This window comes from Psychrobacter sp. 219-2-C, from assembly GCF_049560815.1.
Classification (GTDB): Bacteria; Pseudomonadota; Gammaproteobacteria; order Pseudomonadales; family Moraxellaceae; genus Psychrobacter; species Psychrobacter faecalis.
The window spans coordinates 900096-925722 of record NZ_CP186933.1; the positions used below are offsets into that span (position 1 = coordinate 900096).

Consider the following 25627-nt stretch of genomic DNA (forward strand, 5'->3'; position numbering starts at 1 on the left):
GGTACTAAAAACCTGATGTTAAAAGTCTATGGTTCAAAGCCAGTTATTATACTTTATTTAAATCAAACGCTGCCCAAATTGGCGCGTGGTCAGACGGTTTTTCCATGCCGCGTAGCTCATAGCTGATACCAGCATCGACACAATGGTCGATCAAATCTGACGTACATAAAATATGATCGATACGCAGTCCGCGCTTAGGATCATCATTGAAACCGCGACTGCGATAATCAAACCAGCTATATAATTCGGTGCTGTCTGGATAATGCAGACGATAAGTATCGGTCAGCTCTCGCGCCATCAAGTTACCATACCATTCGCGCTCTTCAGGTAAAAACGAGGTTTTTCTATTTTTAAGCCAGCGCTTGGCATTGGCCTCGCCGATGCCAACATCGATATCTTCTGGGGCAATGTTCATATCACCCATGATAACCAGCGAGCGCCCTTCAGCTTTTAGCGTATCAATATAGGTTATCAAATCCGCATAATAGGCACGCTTCATAGGAAATTTAGTCGGATGGTCTTGACTTTCTCCTTGCGGAAAATAACCGTTAAGCACATCCACTTCGCGACCGTCGAATACATAACGCGCATGGATAAAGCGCTTTTGTGCTTCCTCATCTTCTCCCGGAAAACCTTTTTGCACAAAAATAGGGGCAATTTTAGATAACAATGCGACGCCGTAATGCGCTTTTTGACCAAAATACTCGACGTGATAGCCCAAACCTTCCACATCTGCGAGCGGGAACTGCTCGTCGTGTACTTTGGTTTCTTGCAGACCGATCACATCAGGGTCGATAATCTCTTTTATCGCTTCTAACTGATGTTGACGAGCGCGAATACCATTGATATTAAAACAAACAAAACGGGTCATAAACTATCCTATCATTATGAATTGAAATAAAATCTTTCTATAACAAGTATTTTTATAAAATAAGGCAAGCAGCGAGACATTATAAATAAAGACTTATCATAACAGACATCGCCACAGCTAGCTGTTGCGCGCCTTTATCTCTTACGATAGAGTAGCTGTCATGAGTAATAATTTAGGCATTATTACCTCTTATTTTTATAACCTTATATATCAACCTCTCAAACTTTACACGCTATTAATGGCGCAAACTTACTGAGCAACACGATAATGACAACCATGAATAAAAGTACCGCTGCACAATCGATGCACGCAAGCATCCCGCTATTTGCTACTGATTATAATGTCTATATTAACCATACTGATGCAGGCGGGATTGTCTATCATGCCAATCACTTAGTGTTTTTTGAAAACTGCCGCCGCGACTGGTTCACCAAGCTTGGTTTAAATGGCTATTTTTTGCAGACCGATGATGGTGAAATTCAGCATTTTGTCGTCAGCAAAGCAGATTTGCAATATAAAAAAGCCATTTTATTAGATGAGGTCATCAATGTCCGCATTGATAAGGTTGAGCTAAAACCTGCCAGCATTATATTTTATCAAAGTATCCATCGCTTAGCGCCGAATGACAATGATAGCCCTCAGAAAAGAAATGCCTTTTCAAATACCACTTTATTAAGTCGCGCTAAAATCGTCATCGCTTGCGTGCAAAACCAAGTCACGCCAGACTCTGCAAGCAATCATAGCGCACCCATGCGCCCTATTCGTGTACCGCAAAAATTAAGCGAAACCATTAATCAAGCAATAACTGAACAGTAACCGTACATAGTGCCGATTCATTCTCGTTTAAAGTTTAAGTAAAAACACACTACTCTTTAACATATCGCTATTCCTTTGCAGTGATATTTTTAGGCACGACTTAAACGGTTTTTAAGTTATTCATCGTATTTATCCAAAGGTCATCTTAAATTTTTATCCAAATATCAGCATGTTTCACTACGACCTCATTGATGGTCTTTTTTTTCCTATAGAAGCATTTATTTATAAATATTTAATGTGTACTGGGCAGTACTCGCATGCTAATATTGCCTTTACTTAGATTCATGCTAATGTGTTGCTTAAATGTATCATTATATCGTCGATACATTATCTTTTAGTTGCAAAGAAACTTAGTAGTCCGTCAATAGATAAGGATGTTATCAAACTCAGCGGCCATTGCTTTACGTCAGCGCTGATTTTTTATTGACACGGATACGACTGCTTAACGATAGAAACTTAATTGAAATTCCAGGACGCTGACTATGACGTTGAATAAACCTTGGCTTGCCCAATATCCTAAGAGTGTGCCGAAAACGATCGATCCAGATAGATATGGCAGCATCGTGGAGCTGTATGAAGAGTGTTTTGATCGCTTTCGTCTGCATCCTATGAGTATCTGTATGGGCGTGACTCATACCTATGATGACATTGATAAAGCTTCTCTTGCCGTCGCCGCTTGGTTACAGGCACAAGGACTGCCTCAAGGCAGTGTGGTTGCGCTGATGATGCCAAACGTGCCGCAATACTTGCCAACCATGATTGGTATTTTGCGCGCAGGTTACGTCTGTACGCCCGTTAACCCTCTTTACACTGGCCGTGAACTGCGCCATCAGTTAAATGACTCAGGTGCAAAGGTTATCTTTGTGGTGGATAACTTCGCTCAAGCGCTCGAGCAAGTGATTGATGAGACGCAAATTAAGCGTATCGTCTTATCAAAAATGGGCGATATGATGGGCCTCAAAGGTATTTTAGTAAATACTATTATCCGTCAAGTCAAACGCTTGGTGCCCAAATACAAGCTGAACGACCCTAAGCATGAAGTCACGAAGTTTCCCGATGTGCTCAAAAAAGGCAAAAACCTACCCTTCCAAAAGCCAAAAATGACTTTGGATCAAAAAGCATTTTTGCAATATACCGGTGGTACGACTGGACTTTCTAAAGGTGCGATTTTATCTCAGCGTAATATCGTCGCAGGAGCCATGCAATCAGAAGCATGGACGCGTCCTATTACGTCAGAGATTAACGAAGTTTATATCAATATGGTCATGGCCCTACCGCTGTATCATATTTTTGCCTTTATGCTGAGCTCACTTGGTATGCGTTCAGGCTATACCTTTATATTAATACCCAATCCACGAGATATTTCTGGATTTATCAAAACCTTATCCAAACAACCGTTCCATATTTTCCCAGCGGTTAATACCTTGTTTAAAGGCTTGCTTGATAATCCAAACTTTAAAGACCTTGATTTTAGCTCGCTACGTATTTCGCAAGCAGGCGGTATGGCAGCGACCGAACAGACGGCAGCGCGCTGGCTTGAAACCACTGGTTGCGCCATGATTGAAGGCTGGGGTATGACTGAGGGCGTGGCTGTCGGCACTGCCAACGTTGTTACCGACCGTAAGTTTAACGGCACTATTGGCGTCCCAGTCCCAAGCGTTGATGTCATCATCATAGATGAAGACGGCAAGCGCGTCGGTGTCAATGAAGCTGGTGAGATGTGTGTTAAAGGTCCTAACGTCACCTCAGGTTATCTGAATAGAGACAGTAGCGAAGACTTTACTGAAGATGGTTACTTTCGCACGGGCGATATCGTCAGTATGGATGAAAAAGGCTACTTTAGATTATTAGACCGTAAAAAAGATATGATTTTGGTCTCAGGCTTTAATGTTTTCCCGAATGAAGTAGAATCCGTGATGCTTGATTGTGAAGGCATTCTTGATTGCGCGGTGATTGGTATTCCTGATGAGCGTCAAGGGGAAGCGGTCAAAATCTACGTCATTCCTGCCGACAATAACGTGACCAAAAACTCGATTAAAGAATTTGCTCTAGACAATTTGACCGGCTATAAATGTCCGCGTTATATCGAGTTTGTTACTGAGCTACCAAAAAGTAACGTTGGTAAAGTACTGCGCCAAAAACTGCGGGAAAAACATATGGCTGATAACCCTCAGCTATAATTAAAGCAAATATCTATGCTCAAAAAGCGCTCTAACTAAACGATAGAGCGCTTTTTTATTTTAAAATTTTAAACTTTAGTATGGACAATACTTATGCCGTTGATAGTCACGCTGTTATAGTATTACTATTTTTTAAGAAAAATACAAAAAACCCTCTAGTAGAGTTATCCATATTAGCTGCTATTATTTATATTGTTAACTAATTCTATTCCAAGAACCCTTTCGTCTCGTATTTTTAACCATTTATCGGATTTTACTTGCAACACAGTTTTCTCTTTTTATCAAATTTAACTATATACGCACAAGTTTCTGTATTATAATAACTGGTTCAATAGTAGTTATGTTAATGTAACGCCAAAATATGTTACGCTATTGTTTATTATTAGTTAGTACTGATAGTATCCTCGATAACTGGCTATTTAATCTACTTCAGTAGTTGTTTCTCGTAGTTAAATACCTTTCTAGTCAAACAATCTTGTAATTAAATACATTTGTATCAAGGCCACCGTATTTTAGCAGTATGTGAATAAATGGGATAGCACGCGACAAGCCACCGACTATAGGACGTATCGTCTATAGAGCAAGAATGGGTTTGTTGACAGGGATGTGACTACTTTTTTATAAAGCCTTAACTTATCACAAATTTAAGGACACTAAGTATGACCACTGATAAGCCTTGGCTTGCTCAATACCCAGAAAACGTACCTAAAACCATTAATCCCGATCAGTATGAAAGCCTTATAGACCTCTATGAAGAGTGCTTTGATCGCTTTCGTATGCACCCTATGACCATTTGTATGGGTGTGACTCACACTTATGGTGACGTGGATAAAGCCTCTCTAGCCGTAGCGGCATGGTTACAAGCGCAGGGAATTCCTAAAGGCAGCGTGGTTGCACTGATGATGCCAAACGTGCCGCAATATCTACCGACGATGATTGGTATTTTGCGCGCGGGCTACGTTTGCACGCCGATTAATCCGCTCTATACTGGTCGCGAGTTACGCCATCAGCTCAATGATTCTGGTGCTCAAGTTATCTTTGTGGTGGATAATTTTGCCCAAGCGCTCGAGCAGGTAATCGAAGAGACGGATATCAAACGTATTGTCCTATCAAAAATGGGCGACATGATGGGTCTCAAAGGTATTTTGGTCAATACGGTTATCCGTCAGGTCAAACGCTTGGTTCCTAAATACAACTTGAATGATCCTAAATATCACGTTACCAAGTTTCCAGATGTGCTAAAAAAAGGCAAAAGCCTACCATTCCAAGCACCAAAAACGGCTTTGCAACATAAAGCGATTTTGCAATATACCGGTGGTACTACAGGATTATCTAAAGGCGCGGTATTAACTCAGCGTAACGTCGTTGCCGCAGCGATGCAGTCAGAAGCTTGGTACCGCCCTGTCACCTCGGATATCAACGAGGTCTATATCAATATGGTCATGGCGCTGCCGCTGTATCATATTTTTGCTTTTATGCTGAGCTTACTTGGCATGCGTTCTGGTTACACTTTTATTTTGGTACCAAATCCGCGTGACATGCCTGGATTTATCAAAACCTTATCCAAACAACCGTTCCATATTTTCCCAGCGGTTAATACTTTGTTTAAAGGCTTACTTGATCAGCCAAACTTTAAAGACCTAGATTTTAGCTCATTACGTATCTCCCAAGCGGGCGGTATGGCAGCCACGGAACAAACAGCAGCGCGCTGGTTGGAAGTGACGGGCTGTCCGATGGTTGAAGGTTGGGGTATGACCGAAGGCGTGGCAGCGGGTACGGCTAACGTCATCACAGATCGCAAATTTAACGGTACGATTGGTATTCCTGTCCCAAGTGTCGATATCATCGTGGTTGATGATAATGGCGAGACTGTTGGTTATAATCAAGCGGGTGAGATGTGTATCAAAGGGCCAAACATTACCTCAGGTTACTTTAATAAAGACAGCACCAACGACTTTACCAAAGAGGGTTATTTCCGTACTGGCGATATCATCAGCATGGATGAAAAAGGTTATATCACCTTGCTTGACCGTAAAAAAGACATGATTTTGGTCTCAGGCTTTAACGTCTTCCCGAATGAAATCGAGTCGGTCATGCTTGATTGTAAAGGCATTATTGAGTGTGCAGTCATCGGTGTTCCTGATGAACACCAAGGCGAAGCGGTGAAAATCTATATCGTCCCTGCCGACAACAATGTAACTAAAGAAGATATCAAAGAGTTCGCTATCGATAACTTGACCGGTTATAAATGCCCGCGTCATATCGAGTTTGTCAGCGAGCTACCAAAGAGTAATGTCGGCAAGATACTACGTCAAAAATTGCGTGAAAAACATATGTCAGATAATCCGCAAACCTTGTAGTCGTTAAGACTCTCAATAGTTAAGACTTATAAGTTTTAAAAAATAAAAGCCCGCTATATAAAATGTAGCGGGCTTTTTGTTGCGTTAATTTTTCTTGATTAGTTTTAAAATTAATAACAACACAACTGCTATCAGCTGACTCTATTGACCACTTGTAATGGCAAATGCTTCATCGCTTGACCGACAATCGTCCATGGCAGGCTTGGTACGCAAGCTTCGTCTACTTCCGCCTCAATCGCAGCAACGATCGCTTTGGTACCTGTTTCTGCATCCACTTCAAACGGTAAAGGTTTGGCATTTTCATTGATTTCGGTGCGCACATAGCCTGGATAAATAGTCGATACCTTAATCGGCAATTTGGTCAATAGCATATCGGCACGGATACCTTCCGCTAGATGTGCTAAACCCGCTTTACTTGCCCCATAAGCGGTTAAATGTTTAGGCAAGCCGCGCATCGCTGACATACTAGATATCACCACCAGATGACCGCTATTTTGGGCTCGGAAAATATTCATCGCCGCTTCACATTGGGCAAGCGCTGAGATGAAGTTAATCTCGACGGTTTTGCGATTGGTATCAAAGCGCCCTTTGCCAATCCGGCGGCTATCACCGACGCCCGCATTGACCACCACGCGATCGATATGACCAAAATCCGCTGCGAACCCATCAAACACCTCGAATATCGCATCGTAATCACTGACATCCAAGACACGGTATTCAATACGAATATCAGGATACTGCGCCGATAGCTCGGTTTTTAAATTTTCTAAACGATCAGTACGGCGGGCGCAAATGGCAAGATTATAACCAAGTTTTGCAAAGAGTCTTGCCATACCCTCACCCAATCCTGAGCTTGCGCCAGTGATTAAAATCGTTTTGCCGCGGCCAACCTGCTGCTTATTTAAACCTTTAAGATAACGCGCTGGCTGAATGGCACTAAATAACTGATTTTTATGGTGGTTAGCGCTACTGGTCACTAAGTTTATTAATTTATTTTTCATAAACCATCCTATTGGTATTCATATAAATGACGTCGACTGTCTATCATAACGTAAATCTATAGAATAAGTTTAGCAGTTATAGCCTAAAGCAAACACGCAAGCAACCTAAAGCAGCATAGAATTAAACTAATTTAAAGATAGTCATGAAAGCTCATGCAAAAAAAGCGGCTACCTAGTTACAGTAACCGCTTCACGATGTTTTTAATTAACTTCTTAATTAGCTGACTTTAAGACTTTGATCTTTGTTTTTTAGCGCCAAGTCACAAAGCGTTTGCCCTCAGCAAATAAATGACTGTATTCGTTCAAAGACAACAGGCGACTCCGTTCATTTTTAAGCGTCAGCGATGTCACGCCAGTGTTGACCAAACTTTTATTGATTTGATAGGCTGTTGAGCTGCCTTGTTGCAACAACTGGGCGGTAATCGCAGCGATAATACCACCCGAGGTAAACACCAAAACCGTACTATCAACGCCTAACTGCAAATTAGCAACTTGTTGACGTACTTGCTCAAGCGCTTGCTTGGCGCGCTCATTAAACTGTAGCCAGCTTTCGATATAATCGCTGTCGTTTTCGCCCGCATGCCAACGCTGCATCGCGTCGTCAAACAACTCTGCCAGCCGTGTGACTGGCACCTCTGCTTTAGCAATCTCAGCAGCAATTCCCACACGGCTAGCAAAAGCAGGATTCGATTTTATCAGTACATCTTTATGATTAAACTCATCAAATTGCGGCAGTACATAGCTATCAGGCTCATCTAGATTGATGGCAGTTACGCTTGGTTTTTCGTTACTCTCGCCAAAAGATGACTGATAACTTTGCCAAAAATGGCGCGCAGAATCTTGCTGCCTAACCAAACTACCGCTAAAAATCGCATCGATTCGGCGCTGGGTCGTTGCATAATGCTGACCCAGCATTTGCGCCTGCATACTACCAAGCTCTGAGAGCTGGTCATAATCCTCTTGCCCAAATGACGCTTGACCATGACGCGCTAAAAGTATGGTTGTCATAAAACATTGCCTTATTAATCGTACTTTTTTAAATTTTTTAGATTGAATCAACGGCTATAAATTTGTGCATTTACCATGCGTTTAAAGCGCTTATTCTTTAGCTTTAGAAGTATTTTGTCCAAAATAGCTTTTTGGTAAAATGCCCTTGATAACCGTTTGAATCGGACTTGGCAGTTGCTCGATCATCGACGCATCGACGCCCATATCTTGCAGATGCGGTTGCACGTGGCATATAAATAAAGCCTCGCCTTCATACTGAGCAATCAGCTTGAGACATTTAGCATGTAAGACATGGACGATAATCCAAAAGTTCTTAAAAGCTGGATTGCTGGTTTGTTTATTATAATAACGATAATAAATCTGCTGCACGATACCGGCTAGGCGAAATAGTCCAAACACTTCATAAAACGTCCAGTTATCTATCTTAAGACCCGTCTTTTCAAGATAATAGGCCACCACTTCATCACGGGTCATCATGCCTTTTAAATGCGTTGGCTGACGGCGGGATTGCTGCATGATGATGTTGTCATCTTCTTCAATCCAATACGCTAACGCGCTACCCAAATCCATCAAAGGGTCGCCTAAGGTAGCCATTTCCCAATCGAGCACACCGATGACCTTGGTCGGATCATCAGCCGCCAAAATCACATTATCAAAGCGCCAATCATTATGGATAACACAAGTTTTACTATCGGCAGGTGTGTGCTTGCCAAGCCATTGTCTTACCAAGGCAAAGCTTGGCACATTGGGCGTTTTGGCTTTGACATAACGTTTATCCCAGCCCGACACTTGGCGATCACAATAACCTTCGCCGCGACCAAGATTTACCAAATCAGGGTGCTTGGTATAATCGACTTCATGCAATTCAATCAAAGCGTCGATGACATTGGTACATAACTCTCGTGTTTGGGCTTCGTTTAAATCGACGCCTTTTGGCAAGTTAGCCCGCGGAATGATACCTTCCATTCGCTCCATGACATAAAAATCTGCGCCAATAACGTCTTCGTCAGTGCAGAGCGCGACCATTTTTGGTACATAGGGATAAGCATCTTTTAAAGCTTTTTGCACGGTATATTCGCGCACCATATCATGTGCCGATTTGGCTTTGGTGCCTTTTGGCGGACGGCGTAAAATCAAATCTTGGCCGTCACCTTCGCCTTCATATTGCAGCCGGTAAGTCCAGTTTGAAGCGCCACCTGAGAATTGGGTAACGGTTGGATCGCCCTCTACGTCAACGCCTTGCTCGCGTAGCCAGTCGCTGACCGCTTTGGCGTCAAGCTCTTCGCCCTCGCGCACTTCGCCGCCTTTATCTAAAACTTTATTAACGGTTTGATTGTCAGCATCAGTATGGTTGGCATGATGTTCAGTTGCCATAAGACATTCCTTATCGTGTGGTCGTTTATTTTTTACCAGTTACTTGTTGTTTATAAAAGCTTAAGAGTTAAAAATTCACTATCAAATAATCGATAGTGAATTTTTGGTCATATAATTTAAATGACAATGTAGCCGACTTTTTAAGATTTAGCAGGTTTAGACGAACGGCTAAATCCTTGACGTTTTAATTCTAATTTGGCAATCATGGTTTTATGCACTTCATCAGGACCATCGGCTAAACGTAGTGCGCGAGCTTGGGCAAAGAAAGCAGGCAACATCGTATCTTGACAAACACCCATGCCACCGTGAATTTGAATCGCCATATCAACCACTTCTTGCAAGACAGTCGGCGCAACCACTTTAATGGCAGAGATTTCAGTTAGGGCCGCTTTGGTCCCCTTCGCGTCCATTTTTTGCGCCGCGTATAAAGTCAGCAGGCGTGCTTGGTCAATCTTAATACGCGCCTCAGCGATACGCTCAAAGTTACCGCCCAATTGTAGCAATGGCTTACCAAAAGCTGTACGCTGCATACCGCGCTTAACCGCGAGCTCAAGAGACTTCTCAGCAGCACCAATACAGCGCATGCAATGGTGAATACGACCTGGTCCTAAGCGACCTTGTGCAATCTCAAAGCCCATGCCGGGTCCACCGATAAAGTTACTAGATGGCACACGTACATTGTTAAAGCTGACTTCGCCATGACCGTGCGGCGCATCGTAATCACCAAATACCTTCAACATACGTTCGATGTTAACGCCTGCGGTTTTTGCTGGCACCAAGACCATCGAATGCTGATGGTGACGGTCTTTATTCTCATCAGGAGTATAAGCCATGACAATCAAAACATCGACCGCAGGGTCACCAAGACCCGATGACCACCACTTGCTACCATTGATAACAATCTCATCGCCATCGACGACAGCAGTCGCTTGCATATTGGTTGCATCACTTGATGCCACATCAGGCTCAGTCATACAAAATACCGAACGCGTTTTACCTTCTAATATCGGCGTGAGCCATTTATCTTGCTGCTCCTGTGAGCCATAACGCCATAACAGCTCCATATTACCGCTATCAGGGGCATTACAGTTAAAGACATAAGGCGCAAGCAAACTGCGACCGGTCAGCTCGGCAATCGGTGCATAATCAGTAACCGACAGCCCAGCGCCAAGCTTATCATCAGGTAAAAACAAATTCCATAAACCCGCCTCGCGCGCTTGTTTACGTAGGCTCTCGTACTTTTCTGGCCAGCGCCAATTTTTCCAATTACCATCAGGGTTTTGCGCATGACAATCCGCCCAAAACTGTGCTTCTATGGGCTCGATTTGGGTTTCGATAAACTCTTTGACTTTGGCATGCACGGCTTGACCATGTTCGCTGGCGGTAAACATTAATGTGTCGGTAGACATAGTTGACATCCTTTTCTTTACTGATGATTAATGGCTTTTATAAAATTCACATCAAAATTCTATGTGTTGAGATTGCATAAAAAGATTAATGAGATTTTATAGTGTACGTACGTATACTCTGTTTTATCTGCCCCATTTATAACACAGCATTTGCGATTAAACAGCAAAAAAGGCGCGACCCGCTAGGACACGCCTTTTACAAAATACAAACAATGCACGATTCAGTGTTGGAATGTTAAAACGCTAACTATCAAGCAACCTAATGATATTTAAACTTATTTTAGGATATTTAAGCGAGTGTCTAAATCAAAACGTGCCAATGCATCTGGTAACTTATCAATCGCCATGCTGAGTGTTGCTTCTGCGGCTTGTGATAAACCCAATTTTTCGGCAAGCGTTGGCTTTTGACGTGAATGCAGCGCGTACACTTCATTATTTTCCATACGCTCTAAAATATAACTGTCAGAGGTTTGCAAGCTATCAATTAAGTTAAGTTTTAGCGCATCTTCTCCATACCAATGCTCACCAGTGGCGACTTTCGCAACATCCAGTGTTGGACGATAGGTATTAACGAAGTGCTTAAATAACTCGTGCGTCTGCTCCAGCTCTTCTTGGTATTTGGCGCGGTCTTCGGCGTCATTTTCCCCAAATACGGTCACGGTGCGCTTATAGTCGCCTGCGGTGAACATCTCGTAATCAACGTCATGATTTTTGAGCCATTTATGGAAGTTTGGTAACTGTGAGACCACACCGATTGAACCAATCACCGCAAAGGGCGCGGCAACAATATTGTCGGCGACACAAGCCATCATATAACCGCCGCTTGCCGCAACTTTGTCAACACAGACGGTGAGTTTTAGACCGGCATCTTTTAAACGAGCCAATTGTGCCGCTGCCAAGCCATAACCATGAACCAAACCGCCACCTGACTCTAAGCGTACGACCACTTCATCGCCTTTATTGGCGGTACTGATGAGCGTGCTGATTTCTTCGCGTAAATGTTTCCCCGCCGTGGCTTTGATATCACCATCGAAATCAAGTACAAAAACTTGCTGTTTCTCATCGCTATTATTCTTTTTGTTTTTATTCTTATTTTTTACTTTTAATGCTTGCTTGGCTTTTTTCGCCATGGTTTTCTTCAGTTGTTTAAGCGCCGCTTTACCTTGCGTCGCCTCCATCAGATCTTCACGACGTTGCTCTTGGCTTTTATTGAGATGAATAACTCTTAGCTCAACAGGATTTTTAGAAGGATGAAAAAGCATGAGCAGGATTCCTTGATAGTTGAAATAAATAATTTTAATAGATAATTGAAGTGATTTTAATACGGTTTAATAAGTTAGCTTGATATGCGCACAGTGGATAGTATTTTCAAGCAAAATGACAATATTTTACCCAAGGCAAATACTACTGCATAAATACCACCACTACTGATACGTCCCTGCCCTTCGTTTGAACACTACTGATTGGACGCCACAGGTTGTATAACAAAGGCAGATTAGGCATAATATGCGTTTACATCAAATTTTCTGCAGCCAACGTGATGACCATTTGTCTTATATCGCGTTATTCGTGCTTTTTTGGCTAAATACTCAAAGGCACGGCGCTTATATTACACGCTAGCGGCTGCATTATTGTATTTCGAATTGGGCTGACAACTGGATAATTATATTATGACGCAAAGCACTATGACGCATAGCGAATACCGAGACGAATATTGCGGCGCTGTAACCGAAAGCTTACTTGAGCAAACCATTAGCATCGTAGGCTGGGTACATCGTCGTCGCGATCACGGTGGTGTGATTTTCTTAGACATGCGTGACCGCGCAGGCATCTTACAAGTTGTCGTTGACCCTGACACCCCAGAAGCGTTCGCGACTGCTGATGCGGTACGTCCTGAATATGTTTTAAAAATTACCGGTCGCGTTCGCCGTCGTTACGAAGGCACTGAAAACGCTAATATGACCAGTGGTCAGATTGAGCTATTGGGTAAAGAGATTGAAGTATTGGCAAAATCTGAAACCCCGCCTTTCCCATTAAATGATGAGAAAACCACGGTATCAGAAGATCTGCGTTTAAAATATCGCTACCTTGATATGCGTCGTCCGCAAATGCAAGAGCGTATGGTTTTCCGTGCTAAAGCCACCTCAACGATTCGTCGTTATTTAGACGACCATGGTTTCTTAGACGTTGAAACCCCTATCTTGACTCGTGCCACACCAGAAGGCGCACGTGATTATCTAGTGCCTTCACGCACCCGTCCGGGTAACTTCTTTGCCCTGCCGCAGTCACCACAGCTATTTAAACAGTTGTTAATGGTGTCAGGATTTGATCGTTATTATCAAATCGCTAAGTGTTTCCGTGACGAAGACTTACGTGCTGACCGTCAGCCTGAATTCACCCAAGTCGATATTGAGACTTCTTTCTTAAATGAAGAAGAAATCATGAATATCAACGAAGGTTTGATTAAGCATCTTTTTAAAACTATGATGGATGTTGAGTTTGAAGATTTCCCACGTATGACTTACGCGGAAGCCATGCGCGACTATGCCTCAGACAAGCCTGACCTACGTATTCCATTAAAATTGGTCGACGTTGCTGATTTAATGAAAGACGTTGACTTTAAAGTCTTCGCCGGTCCTGCCAACGACCCTAAAGGCCGCGTTGCTGCCCTTCGAATTCCTGGCGGCGCTTCGCTCAGCCGTAAGCAAATCGATGCTTATACCAAGTTTGTTGGTATTTATGGTGCACGTGGTTTGGCTTATATTAAAGTCAATGACGCCAGCAACATCAACAACGGTGTCGATAAAGAATCTGGTCTACAATCGCCTATCATCAAAAATATGACTGATGACGTGTTGGCAAGCTTGATTGAGCGTACGGGTGCCGAGAGTAATGATATTATCTTCTTCGGTGCCGATAAAGCCAGTGTCGTCAACGACGCCATCGGTGCGTTACGTCAAAAAATTGGTCTAGACTTAGAGATGCTGACCTGCGAATGGGCGCCTCTTTGGGTGACTGACTTCCCAATGTTTGAAGAGACGGATGATGGACGCTGGACGTCAATGCACCATCCGTTTACCAAGCCAAAAGGCTCTGTTGAAGAATTAAAAACCAACCCTGAATCAGCGCTTTCTATCGCTTATGATATGGTGTTAAACGGTACTGAAATCGGTGGCGGTAGCTTACGTATCAATACCCTTGAGATGCAAAAAGCGGTATTCGAAGCGCTAGGTATCGATGAGGCTGAGGCCGAAGAGAAATTTAGCTTCTTACTTGATGCTCTAAAATTCGGTGCGCCTCCGCATGGTGGTTTAGCCTTTGGTTTGGATCGCCTCATTATGCTGATGGTCGGCGCAAGCTCTATCCGTGACGTGATCGCCTTCCCTAAAACCAAAACTGCTGAAGACCCATTGACGCAAGCGCCTGCTCCGGTAGATAGCAAACAGCTACGTGAACTTGGTATCCGTGTACGCGAAAAGGCCCAGCCTGATACCAATAAACCTGCACAATAAATGGTTTAGTCATGCGCAGATATTGTTTGCATTACCCGTTATGTGATTCATCACCATGTGAATGGTTATGAATCCATATCATCTCTTCAAATTCGTGCCACTATCTGTTTTGCAGATGCTGGCACGTTTTGTTGCCTGGATAATATTACGCCTACCAAATGCTAGTATTATGCGCACTGTGCGTATCAATATGGCGCTGATTGCGCCGTCGTTATCTGCTCATCAAAAACGCGCATTAACCAAAGAGATTATTTATCATCAATGTTTAACCAGTATCGAATCTATTAAAAGCTGGGCGATGCCACCGCAATGGAGCATCGCCCAGATTCGTGACGTTCATAATAAAGAGTATTTATTAGAAGGGCTTGCCAATCCTAATGGTATGCTAGCGATTGTCCCACATCTCGGTACGTGGGAGATGATGAACGCGTGGCTCAATCAGTTTGGCGCGCCAACGATTATGTACAAACCTGTTAAAGGTGAGCTCACCAACGATTTTGTTCTACAAGGTCGCTCGCGTCTTAATGCGACACTGGTTCCGACCGATGGTAGTGGCGTCAAAGCGGTCTTTAAGACCTTAAAACAAGGCGGTTTTAGTATTGTATTGCCTGATCACGTTCCTGAACCTTCAGGTGGCGTAATTGTGCCCTTTTTTGGTATTGAAACTTTAACCAGCACATTGGCGTCAAAACTGGCAAGCAAAACCAAGTGTGCGTTGGTTGGTTTATCTTGTATTCGCCGCGACGATGGGCAAGGTTTTGATATTTATTGTTATAAGTTAGACGATCCAGCGCTCTATGATCGTAATACCGAAACCGCTGCTCATGCGCTCAATATTGCCATGCAGCATATGATTGAAGCTCATTACAGTCATTATATGTGGGGTTATCGCCGTTTTAAACAAATTCCTTTATTAGACAACCCTTATAGGGCTGACGAAAAAGCTTTGGCTGATTTTATCAACGGTAATATACAAAAACATGCCTTACATGATAATAAGCAAATGTCTAATGATTCTGAAGTTTAATTCTAATAAGCAACATTCGTACAATCAGTTAAGCATCTAGAAATATCGTCAATGATAGCTATGCTAATATGAGCAAGCGGTTATTTATTAGGATATTTTTTGGCTGACTAATGACTGAACAAATTTTCATTGACTTTAATATGAGTATATTATGGCGACTGACGTAACCAGCCTTTCATCGACCGAGCAACTACAAACCGATCATAGCACTGCCGAGCAGCGTTATATTATTTGTATGAAATGGGGTGATAAATATGGCCATGAATACGTCAACCGTCTTTATAATATGGTTAGTCGGCATCTGACCTTAGATTTTCAAATGGTTTGCCTAACCGATGATAGTACTGGCATCGACCCTGCAGTTACTTGTTACCCCATTCCAGAAATGGATTTACCAGCTGGTCCTGAACGTGGCTGGAAAAAGCTGACCACTTTTAAGCCTGAATTATATGACCTAAAAGGTGTCGCCTTATTTTTAGACATCGATATTGTTATTGTCGATAACATTGATGCTTTTTTCACTTATGAAGCTGAGTATGAAGACAGCGTCGTCATTATTCGTGACTGGAAAAAGCCATGGCGCATGATTGGCAATAGCTCGGTTTATCGCTTTAACATCGGTATGGGTTCCTATCCTGATTTGCTCGCAAACTTTGAGCGCAACTTTGAAACCATTCGCACACAGGTTCGTCATGAGCAGGCTTATCTTTCTAACTATCTGCGTGAGCATCACCATTTAGAGTACTGGGATAAAAACTGGTGTGTCAGTTTTAAATATCAGTGTATGGCGCCTACTCCTTTGAATTTTGTACGTGCACCGACGTTACCTGAAGGCGCAAAAATTGTTATCTTTCATGGTGAGATTAATCCACCAGACGCCATCAAAGGTGGCGGCGGCAAATGGTATCGTCATGTGAAGCCTAGCCCTTGGTTGCAAGAGTATTGGGTGTAACTAAGTCATAGAAACATCTGGAACCCAACATGGAATTACCTCCTAGCGCCACTTTTAATATTGACAATCAGAGTGTTGGTATTTCTGCTTTTGATGCAAGAGAAGCCGAGCAAAACCTTCACCAGCAAGCAGTCAATATCATTGCTTCTGGTCCATCTATTACAGATTTATCATTTGCGGACTTAGTAGATACGGCGACTATTTTTGTGAATGGTAGTATTAGCCTAATGGCTCAATACAATTTTACCAATGTCGTCGGTTATGTCATTAGTGATGCGCGCTTCGTCAAACATCAACCAGATATTTTAAACAAGTACTACACAGGCCAGCCTTTGTATGCAACTCTAGCAGTGTTTGAGGCATTAGCATTCTCACACCCCAGCATGATAAGCAAATACCATAATGCAATGCGTATTATCTACCCTGCCGATCGAGCTTGGAGCGTAAAAACAAATAAGTCTTGGTTTGGCCGGCTACTATCAAAACCACTCTCACATAATAAAAAGATACCGCTAGCATTATTGGCCAATCAACCTAACTTTGTTATAGATACGCAGCATCAGCCTGCGCCTATCGGCCTATCTTTAGATATGACTTATGGGTTTATAGAAGCAGGAACAGTAGCTTACGTCGCCGCCCAGTTGGCTTATTCACGTCATGCTGGCGCGATTCACTTATATGGGATTGATTTATTGAATAATAACCAACCTCGATTTTATGAGAGTAAATGCGATAGCGCGCCTTGTAAATTAGATAAGGCAATTACTGATCGGATTGTGCCGTCTTTTAACCTGCTAGGTAAGATTTATAAAGAAAATAACGTGCCTGTTGTAAATCATTCACCAGTCTCTCAGGGTCTATTTAGTGCACTAGATTAATTGCTATTTTTTAAATGAATTAGTAGATAAAAATTTTTGGTCAGATACACGCTTCAATCAATATATAAACATTTACGAATAGGGTTTGTATTAAATGACAGCACCGAGTGGATGGCAAAGAAAAGTGATTTTACTGTTTAAAAGTGAAAAACGGTTAAATGCAGGAAAAATCGTCAAAACCTTTATGAATAAAAGCCTTGATGAGATGAAAGCTTCTCTAATCACAGATGCTATGTGCGATGCTTCTTCAGCCTTAACGCATAAACCGCGAACCAATGATTTAACTGCTCATTTGGAGAATTTAAAACATCAGTTTATCGGGCAATCAGAGCTTTGTTTTTATCATGCCACACTCGTAGTCCTATTACGTCGAAATTATAAGTCCAAAGAAATCTTTGCTGAGTTTGAGCAGTTATGGAATACAGAAACAGACTATCTGTTAGAGCATTTGTCTTTACGCTGGGTTGTTTCTGCCTGTGACACCTTTGTTGATCATTCAACCGATAGCATCAGGGCTGCTATTTTGATGAACATCACTACGCTTGTGACTACTTTAAGAGTTTATGAAACTAAACAGTTTTTGCTACGACCTGCTAATTGTGAATCTTTGCCCCTACTCGACGATAACATTGAGGCGTTTTATCGGAGTGACATCCCTTTATATGACGGTTTAACTTATTTTCGTGTGGGCTCCGATGATACTTTAAAGAACATGCGTAAGCGTTACGAGAGTTTTTATGGGTCCGATAAGTTAGCGACGACAATGCTATTATCCGTTTTTGACAAGCTTCAAAAGAGCGACAGTGCTTTTTCCACCATGCGCTCATTACACAAGAGCGAAAAATCTAAATGGTGGTTAGATTAAAATCAGTTACTAATACTACTGGATATATTTGAAATACTTATCTAATATATCGCCAGAAAACTCCACCATTCATGTTATATTCTTAAATTTATAGAGCTTTCCATGACTTCAGCTTCAACTCCATTATTCTTCGAAAAAATCAATGCGCCGGATAGCTTTATCGTATGTTGTTTTTATACCGATAGTTATCGCAGTCATGCTTTAAACTTAAAGGAATCTCTCGATAAATTTAACCTCAATTACTACTTTAAAGAAGTGGAAGACGCGGGTTACTGGGAAGCAAATACTCGCATCAAACCACACTTCATTTTAGAATGTCTAAAAAAATTCCCTAATAAAAATATTTTATATTTAGATGCCGATGCACTGGTCAAAAAACCTTTAGATTATTTTAATACTATTGATGCTGATGTCGCATTTTATAAGACTAAAGGACTGCCAGGCATGTCGCACGACTATCTGGCTAGTACTATGTTTTTTAGCAATACTGCCAATACTATAAATTTAGTAGAACAATGGATAACCGAACAAGTAGACGGTAAACAAACACAAGTGGACCAAGATAGTTTGGATGTCGCTATGGAAAAACTTGGCGACACTTTAACCGTAGAAGCACTCAATCCCGGTTATATAAAAATATTCGATAAAGACTATGATGGTGATATTTATATTGAGCAATATCAGGCCAGCCGCGGTCATACTAAACTTAAACGGCAAAAAATACGACAGCGTAATAGAATAGCGATTATTACTGCTTTAATTATTATTGCTTTAGTAGCTTATGGCCTATTAGCATTCTAACCTCTATGTATTTTCTAATAACAGAGCATAAAATATAACTTAGATTAACAAATGAAGTGCAATACCAAATGCGAGGTAAAAAAAAGAACTAGATGCGCTAGCATCAAAGTTTTTATCCACCGACCAAAGTGAGATTGCAACCATGAGCTATACGCATCTAAGCCTAGGTGAACGATACCAGATTTATGCCCTTAAAGGGGCAAAACATAGTATTAATTTCATAGCGAGAGCGTTAAACAGAAGTCCCAGTACTATATCAAGAGAGCTTAGGCGTCATAAAAGCCTACGAGGTTACCGAGCAAAGCATGCTAATAACAAGGCTTGTGACAGACGGGCTAACAACGCCATAACTATTGTGGCTGACCTCTGGGCATGGGTGACAGACAAGCTTAAAGAGAACTTGCGTCCTGAGCAAATATCTGGCGTTCATGCTGGTATCAGTCATATGAGCATTTATCGCTATATTTGGCGTGATAAGAGGCAAGGCGGTACATTGTGGCAGTGTCTCAGACGTAAAGCCAAACCATACCGGCAGCGTCTAACCGCTGAGACTCGAGGCCGTATCAATGACAGAGTCTCGATTCATGAGCGCCCTTGTATTGTTGAAGAACGCTCACGTATTGGAGATTGGGAAGCGGATACCGTTATCGGTCAGCATCACAAGCAAGAGATTGTCACGCTCGTTGAACGTAAAACGGGGCTATTGAAGATGAAGCGTGTGGGTCATAAAATAGCACAGCAAGTATCACAGGCAATGATAGAACTCTTAGCGCCAGTGAGGTTGCAGGTTAAGACCATTACCTCTGACAATGGTAAAGAGTTTGCTCAGCATAAGAAGGTGAAACAAAAGCTCTTTAGCCCTTTCTTCTTTGCCAATGCTTATGCGTCATGGCAGCGAGGAACCAACGAGAATACCAATGGCCTTATCAGAGAGTACTTGCCTAAGGGTTGTGACTTTAGACAAGTTTCTGATAATGAAATACAGGACATTGAGAACAAACTAAACAACAGACCAAGAAAACGATTAGGGTTTAAGACGCCTATGCAGGCGTTCTATAATATTAATTAGCGTTGCACTTGGTGTGTTAATCTAAGATCCTAATAATCCAGTACAATAAAAATTATTATATGTTAATGGTTTTTAGTAACGAAAAATTCATACTACGACAGATAAAAATCGTGCCCGACTATGCCTATCTATCAATTGTCTCTATAATACGGAAAAACTTATAAACCAGACTTACTTTAAGTTGGTTGTATTATTATAAGGCTCGTATTATGACACCCTCTGAACAATCGTCCTCTTATGCTCAGCCTATAAATAATGGCATGGATATTCCCCCTAAACAACAACCTATAGAATCTAAGTCTTGGCGCTGGTTTGGGTTGTTCTTAATAGCCTATTTTCTAATTTGGTCTATCACTCCAAGCTTTCTAGCCAGCAGTGTACCCTTCGATATTAGCGAAGGTATCAATTGGGGCAGCGAATGGCAATGGGGTTATTATAAACACCCCCCATTATCGTCATGGATATTATACAGCTTTTATCAATTGTTTGGTCATGTTGGCCCTTATTTACTCAGCCAATTATCTGTCTTACTGACCTTAGTCCTAATTTATCAGTTAGGTAAGAAGATTTGGTCACCGACCACCGCTCTAATCGGTAGTGCGTTAACTTTAGCGGTTCTGTACTACACTTACCCTAGCCTTGAGTTTAATCACAACGTCGCTCAGTTTCCCATTTGGGCAGGATTGTACTTAGCGTTTTATCAATCTATGACTCAAAACCGTCTCAGAGATTGGATATTACTGGGTGTGATTGGTGGACTTGGCATGCTAACCAAGTACACTGTAATATTCTTACTGATACCAATGGCATTCTATTTAATGCTGCCAAGACAGTGGCCATTATTAAAACAACCGAAACCGTGGATAGCGGCTTTTATTATGTTGGCTATCTTCGCACCGCATTTATATTGGTTAGCAACGCACGATTGGTTGCCGCTTAGTTATGCCAGTGGACGCTCGCAAGAGGTTGCTGCTGGGGCATATAACATCAAGCGGCATTTTAGCTGGATAGGATTTATCATTGCTCAGCTTGTCGCCCATATTCCGCTATTTATCATGCTTGCTGTTAATCGCAAGCGTTTATTAAAGACTGATGACTACAAGCACAGCTTGCCGCAGAACGCAGCATTACTTTGGTATATGTGGTTATCACCAATGGCGGTATTGGTTGTTTTAAGCTTGGTGTTTGGGGTGGGCTTGCGTGATATGTGGGGTATGCCAATGTGGGCACTGTCAGGGTTGCTCGCTGCCTCCTTGATAGCACCTGCCACTCAATTATTAACTGCCATCAAGCTAAGAAAAGCACTTACTATTTGGTTGTCCCTTGTCACCGTACTAATGGTAGTATATGTGGGCTTTGGCGACAAGATTCGTCATAAGCCTTCTCGTATGCAGTGGCCGGAGCAGGCATTGGCAGTTCAAGCACAAACCACTTGGCAATCATTGAGTAGCTGTACACTTGATAGCGTTTCAGGTGATCGCTGGCTTGGCGCATTAGTCGCGATGAATAGCGGCTTTCCCTCACAAATGATATCGGGCCCTGCCAGTCACTCGCCTTGGATGAACACCCAGCGCCTACAAGAAAATGGAACGTTAGTCATGTGGCAAGAGGGCGAAGAAGCTATCGTACTGCCGCTGCTTGATGATGTTGATGCTATTGCCACTACTGAAGTAGAGAATAGCCATAACAACGCTAATCCCTTAATTAAGCAGCAGGGTCAATGGCAGATTGATTGGCGTGACGGTAAGATAGAAAAGCCGTTATTGATAAACTGGGTAGCTTATGTCCCAAGTCGCTGCTTTCAGCATTCTAAATAAAACTTTGCCTATCAGCATTTACTTATCAGCGGCTGGTAAATAGCCATTTATATGAATAAAATAATTGAGTGTTTATGCTAGATCAGTTGTCACAATCTCGCCCTTATTTGTCGATTATTATGCCTGCGTATAATGATGCGGAAGCCTTACAAGTGTTTTTGCCAGAGGTCTTTGCCTTTACGCAGACACTACGCGCGCCAGTAGAGATAGCATCGGCCGAGCAAAATCTAAGGAGCTCAACAGCAAGAATAGCAAGCTGTGAGATTATTATTGTTGATGATGGTAGCCGCGATAACTTAGTCGAGGTAGTCACACAGTTAATGCCTACTCGTCCAACAAATACAGAATTAGAGCTCATACGTTTATCGCGTAATTTTGGTAAAGAGCCTGCGCTTAGTGCTGGTCTAGCAGCTGCGCGAGGCGAGATGGTTGCTATGATTGACGCCGATGGACAGCATCCCTTAGCAGTATTAGCACAAATGCTAACGATGATTGAGCAATCGGATATTGATATGGTCGCGGGTATTCAAGCCAATCGCCCGCATGAAAGCCGGCTTGCAAAAACTTTAAAAGGCAGTTTTTATCATTTTATCCAGGACAGTCAGCGTTATGAGATTCGTCCTAATGCCGGTGATTTTCGGGTGATGAATCGCAAGGTGCTAAATGCTTTACGCTCATTACCCGAGCGCCAACGCTTTATGAAAGGTTTGTATGCTTGGGTTGGTTTTAATACGGTCTATTTGCCCTTTACCGCTGCCAATCGCGATACTGGTGAAAGTAAATTTAACTATGGCAGTTTGTTTGAGTTGGCACTTGTAGGTATTACCTCCTTTTCTCAGCGACCACTGCGGCTGATTTCACGCATAGGTTTTGCAGTCTCTGCATTGGCTTTTTTATACGGCTTATATATCGTGATAGATACCCTAATATTTGGTAGCGATGTCGCAGGCTGGGCAACGGTTGCCGCAGGAATTATGTTTTCTACTGGTATACAACTGGTTTGTATTGGCGTGATTGGCGAATATGTCGGTAGACTCTATGAAGAGGTTAAGCAGCGACCACTGTATTTAATCGATGAAGTCATCAATAGCAAGTCTGCGCATACTACTCATCAATACGCTGATAATTACCTACAGGCGACGGCCAAAAGTGCAATGGACAAACCAGCTGATGAATAACACAGCAGAAACGCAATCGAATTCTATGCAAGCCCTTTGGTTTTTAGCCGTTGGTGCCAGTGCGGCTTTGGTGCATTTTTTAGTATTGGTCAGTATTGTTAATTTCACGACTGCCACGCCAGCATGGGCAAACGTAGGCGCTTTTTTAATTGCTTTTGTGGTCAGCTTTTTCGGGCATTTTTATTTTACCTTTAAACAATCAGAGTATTCAGATAAGAGCATTCAGCACAACAATAATCATATTCATAAAAAAAGGCATCTTCCTGCTTTAGGAAAATGGTTTAGTAGTTCTGCTGCAGGATTTATTGCCAATCAAGGCTTATTCGTTTTAGGGTTACGTTGGTTTGGCGAGCAGTATTATATGCTGATATGGCTACTGGTCACGGGCGTTATTACCGTTATGACCTTTGCCTTGGGCAAGTTTTGGGCATTTAAATCATGAGCCATCCTCGTTATAAAGAGCAAGCTGCTGCGCTATCTAACCATACCCGCCCTGTGATTATTAACGTTGATGATTTAGGATTGTCGACTGCCGTCAACGATGCGGTCATTCATCTTGCTGAACTTGGACGTATTGGTGCCAGCAGCTATATGGTTGGCGGTACAATTACGGATAGCAATATCAATCGTCTGAACCAACTCAATGTCGATATTGGCTTGCATTTAGATTTGACGGGGATATTCCCATCTGCCCTACGTGGTTCATTAAAATCAATCATTATTGCAAGCTACTTGCGTCGTTTGAATCCCATGCAAGTAAGCGATGTTATTAAACAACAATTAGATGGATTTGAAGAACGCTTTAATCGTGCGCCTGTATTTATTGACGGACATCAACATATTCATCAGTTTCCTGTTATTCGTGAGAGCTTGATTAAAGAGCTAACTAACCGCTATAGTGATGAGATAGCAAAAGACATGCTGAGCGCACGCGTTACTACACCGCTTATCAATGACGTAAAGTCTTGGATCATTTATATACTAGGTGGTTATGCTTGGCGAAAATCTTGTCAGCATCATCAAATTCTAACCAATGATAAATTTGGTGGGGTTTATGGTTTTGATGCTGATCGTCAGCAATTAGTAATGTTATGGGAAAAGTGGCTGCAAGCTGCACCGCGTCATACAGCTAACCTAACACCTACTCTGATTATGTGTCATCCTGCTGTTCCTGAAAGTGGGAGTAATAGCTGGCAGGATGAAATCAAAGCGGCTCGTGAGATTGAGTATAAGTGGTTAATCAGTGAAGAGTTTGCAGAGTTATTAGCTCAGTATGAAGTAAAATTGATGCGCTGGTCAGATATAACATCACCCTCTTGAACCTTTAATAATTAACAAAGCCATAATAAAAATGACCAATGACAAATAAAAAAGCTAAGACTTATCAAGAGTCTTAGCTTTTTTATTCATACGATCTGGTTTTAAAAATGAAATGTAGCTTTAAAAATTAATCAATAAAGCTTAACCAATCCATATATTGCTCATTACGGCCATGGACTACATCAAAGTACAAGGTTTGCAACTTCTCAGTCAATGGACCACGACCACCATTACCGATGACGCGGTCATCGTATTCACGAATAGGCGTCACTTCAGCCGCGGTACCTGTCATAAAGATTTCATCGGCTAAGTAAAACTCGTCACGAGTGATACGGCGCTCAACGACTTTGATACCCAAATCATCAGCGAATTGAATGATAGTACGGCGAGTGATACCGTCAAGGGCGCCGCCGCCCAAATCTGGGGTATGCAGTACACCATCTTTGACTAAGAACAAGTTCTCGCCCGCGCCTTGGCAGACATAACCTTGTGGGTCCATCAAGATAGCTTCATCATAGCCATTACGCGTGACTTCTTGGTTAGCCATTATAGACACAGGATAGTTGCTTGAGGCTTTAGCTTTACACATGGTCACGTTGGTCATGTGATGGGTAAATGACGAGGTTTTTACACGGATACCGTTTTTGATACCGTCTTCACCAAGATATGCGCCCCAATGCCAAGCAGCGACCATCGCATTGATACTATTGTCACGCGATGATAGACCCAATTTCTCGGCGCCAACCCAAATAAGTGGGCGAATATAGGCTTCTGCCAAGTTGTTTTGCTTGACCACATCTTTTTGCGCTTGCTCAAGTGCGGCTGCATCAAACGGTACATTCATTTGAAAGATTTTTGCAGAACCCAATAGACGATCGGTATGATCTTTTAAGCGAAAAATCGCCGTACGATTGTCAGCAGTTTGGTAAGCACGTACGCCTTCAAACACCGCCATGCCGTAATGCAGGCTATGCGTAAGCACATGAACTTTGGCATCTGGCTGTTCAATCATCGTGCCATTCATCCAAAGCTTACCTTCTTGTGTTGCCATATTCATTTAATAGTCCTTATGCTAGCGCTGACGTCTAACTTTTCTTGTTGAGTGTTAATGGTTAAATAAATGTTTTAAGTAAAATTGCCTGCTGACACTGAGTGCCTATTTTCAGATGCAATTTCAAATGCAATTTTT

The 25627-nt window shown here is 42.3% G+C and carries 21 protein-coding genes; 14 read left to right on the forward strand and 7 right to left on the reverse strand.

All coding sequences use genetic code 11. The features are described from left to right. Positions 1–46: 46 nt before the first annotated feature. Positions 47–871 (reverse strand): exodeoxyribonuclease III, encoded by an 825-nt coding sequence (gene xthA, locus ACPEGP_RS03595; protein WP_423813966.1) that lies wholly within the window; start codon positions 869–871, stop codon positions 47–49. A gap of 276 nt (positions 872–1147) precedes the next feature. On the opposite strand from xthA, the gene ACPEGP_RS03600 reads away from it, so the two are divergent. From ACPEGP_RS03600 to ACPEGP_RS03610, 3 genes are all read left to right on the forward strand, one after another. After that, positions 1148–1687, forward strand: a complete 540-nt coding sequence (locus tag ACPEGP_RS03600) for a thioesterase (RefSeq protein WP_423813967.1) — start codon at positions 1148–1150, stop codon at positions 1685–1687. A gap of 482 nt (positions 1688–2169) precedes the next feature. Then, positions 2170–3867: an AMP-binding protein gene (locus tag ACPEGP_RS03605; RefSeq protein ID WP_423813968.1), complete on the forward strand. Its 1698-nt coding sequence runs from the start codon at positions 2170–2172 to the stop codon at positions 3865–3867. Between the two features lie 659 nt (positions 3868–4526). After that, positions 4527–6227 carry an AMP-binding protein gene (locus tag ACPEGP_RS03610; protein WP_423813969.1) on the forward strand — a complete coding sequence of 567 codons (1701 nt, stop codon included), beginning with the start codon at positions 4527–4529 and terminating at the stop codon, positions 6225–6227. 131 nt (positions 6228–6358) lie between these two features. Here the strand turns inward: ACPEGP_RS03610 and ACPEGP_RS03615 are convergent, their stop codons facing one another. The 5 genes from ACPEGP_RS03615 to sohB all read right to left on the reverse strand — a co-directional run bounded on the left by ACPEGP_RS03615 (position 6359) and on the right by sohB (position 12281). Then, positions 6359–7228, reverse strand: a complete 870-nt coding sequence (locus ACPEGP_RS03615; protein ID WP_423813970.1) for an SDR family oxidoreductase — start codon at positions 7226–7228, stop codon at positions 6359–6361. Between the two features lie 249 nt (positions 7229–7477). Continuing rightward, complete coding sequence (locus ACPEGP_RS03620; protein WP_068408751.1) at positions 7478–8236, reverse strand: histidine phosphatase family protein; 759 nt, start codon at positions 8234–8236, stop codon at positions 7478–7480. 90 nt (positions 8237–8326) lie between these two features. Further along, positions 8327–9610, reverse strand: coding sequence for a phosphotransferase family protein (locus ACPEGP_RS03625; RefSeq protein WP_423813971.1), 1284 nt, complete (start codon positions 9608–9610; stop codon positions 8327–8329). Positions 9611–9750: 140 nt separating this feature from the next. Continuing rightward, positions 9751–11001 carry an acyl-CoA dehydrogenase family protein gene (locus ACPEGP_RS03630; RefSeq protein ID WP_423814240.1) on the reverse strand — a complete coding sequence of 417 codons (1251 nt, stop codon included), beginning with the start codon at positions 10999–11001 and terminating at the stop codon, positions 9751–9753. A 293-nt stretch (positions 11002–11294) separates the two neighbouring features. Then, positions 11295–12281, reverse strand: a complete 987-nt coding sequence (gene sohB, locus ACPEGP_RS03635; protein ID WP_423813972.1) for a protease SohB — start codon at positions 12279–12281, stop codon at positions 11295–11297. 423 nt (positions 12282–12704) lie between these two features. Here sohB and aspS point away from each other — a divergent pair, with 423 nt between their 5' ends. The 11 genes from aspS to ACPEGP_RS03690 all read left to right on the forward strand — a co-directional run bounded on the left by aspS (position 12705) and on the right by ACPEGP_RS03690 (position 24438). Continuing rightward, positions 12705–14531 (forward strand): aspartate--tRNA ligase, encoded by a 1827-nt coding sequence (gene aspS, locus ACPEGP_RS03640; RefSeq protein WP_423814242.1) that lies wholly within the window; start codon positions 12705–12707, stop codon positions 14529–14531. Positions 14532–14598: 67 nt separating this feature from the next. Next, complete coding sequence (locus ACPEGP_RS03645) at positions 14599–15558, forward strand: lysophospholipid acyltransferase family protein (protein WP_423813973.1); 960 nt, start codon at positions 14599–14601, stop codon at positions 15556–15558. A 151-nt stretch (positions 15559–15709) separates the two neighbouring features. Further along, on the forward strand, positions 15710–16510 hold the full coding sequence (locus ACPEGP_RS03650; protein ID WP_423813974.1) for a glycosyltransferase: 801 nt from the start codon (positions 15710–15712) through the stop codon (positions 16508–16510). A 29-nt stretch (positions 16511–16539) separates the two neighbouring features. Next, positions 16540–17388: a hypothetical protein gene (locus tag ACPEGP_RS03655; RefSeq protein ID WP_423813975.1), complete on the forward strand. Its 849-nt coding sequence runs from the start codon at positions 16540–16542 to the stop codon at positions 17386–17388. Positions 17389–17482: 94 nt separating this feature from the next. Further along, complete coding sequence (locus tag ACPEGP_RS03660) at positions 17483–18253, forward strand: hypothetical protein (RefSeq protein ID WP_423813976.1); 771 nt, start codon at positions 17483–17485, stop codon at positions 18251–18253. A gap of 102 nt (positions 18254–18355) precedes the next feature. Further along, positions 18356–19054: a putative nucleotide-diphospho-sugar transferase gene (locus ACPEGP_RS03665; RefSeq protein WP_193030152.1), complete on the forward strand. Its 699-nt coding sequence runs from the start codon at positions 18356–18358 to the stop codon at positions 19052–19054. Positions 19055–19196: 142 nt separating this feature from the next. Beyond that, positions 19197–20123 (forward strand): IS30 family transposase, encoded by a 927-nt coding sequence (locus tag ACPEGP_RS03670; protein WP_423813977.1) that lies wholly within the window; start codon positions 19197–19199, stop codon positions 20121–20123. 209 nt (positions 20124–20332) lie between these two features. Continuing rightward, entirely contained in the window at positions 20333–21940 is a 1608-nt protein-coding gene (locus ACPEGP_RS03675; protein ID WP_423813978.1) for a glycosyltransferase family 39 protein, read from the forward strand. Between the two features lie 74 nt (positions 21941–22014). Then, positions 22015–23118, forward strand: coding sequence for a glycosyltransferase family 2 protein (locus tag ACPEGP_RS03680; protein WP_193030167.1), 1104 nt, complete (start codon positions 22015–22017; stop codon positions 23116–23118). Then, positions 23111–23560, forward strand: a complete 450-nt coding sequence (locus ACPEGP_RS03685) for a GtrA family protein (RefSeq protein WP_193030169.1) — start codon at positions 23111–23113, stop codon at positions 23558–23560. Before ACPEGP_RS03680 ends, ACPEGP_RS03685 begins: the two co-directional genes overlap by 8 nt. After that, entirely contained in the window at positions 23557–24438 is an 882-nt protein-coding gene (locus tag ACPEGP_RS03690; protein WP_423813979.1) for a ChbG/HpnK family deacetylase, read from the forward strand. The genes ACPEGP_RS03685 and ACPEGP_RS03690 overlap by 4 nt, the downstream gene beginning before the upstream one ends. 127 nt (positions 24439–24565) lie before the next feature. On the opposite strand, the gene ACPEGP_RS03695 is transcribed toward ACPEGP_RS03690, so the two are convergent. After that, on the reverse strand, positions 24566–25495 hold the full coding sequence (locus ACPEGP_RS03695; protein WP_068408726.1) for a branched-chain amino acid transaminase: 930 nt from the start codon (positions 25493–25495) through the stop codon (positions 24566–24568). Between the last annotated feature and the right edge of the window lie 132 nt (positions 25496–25627).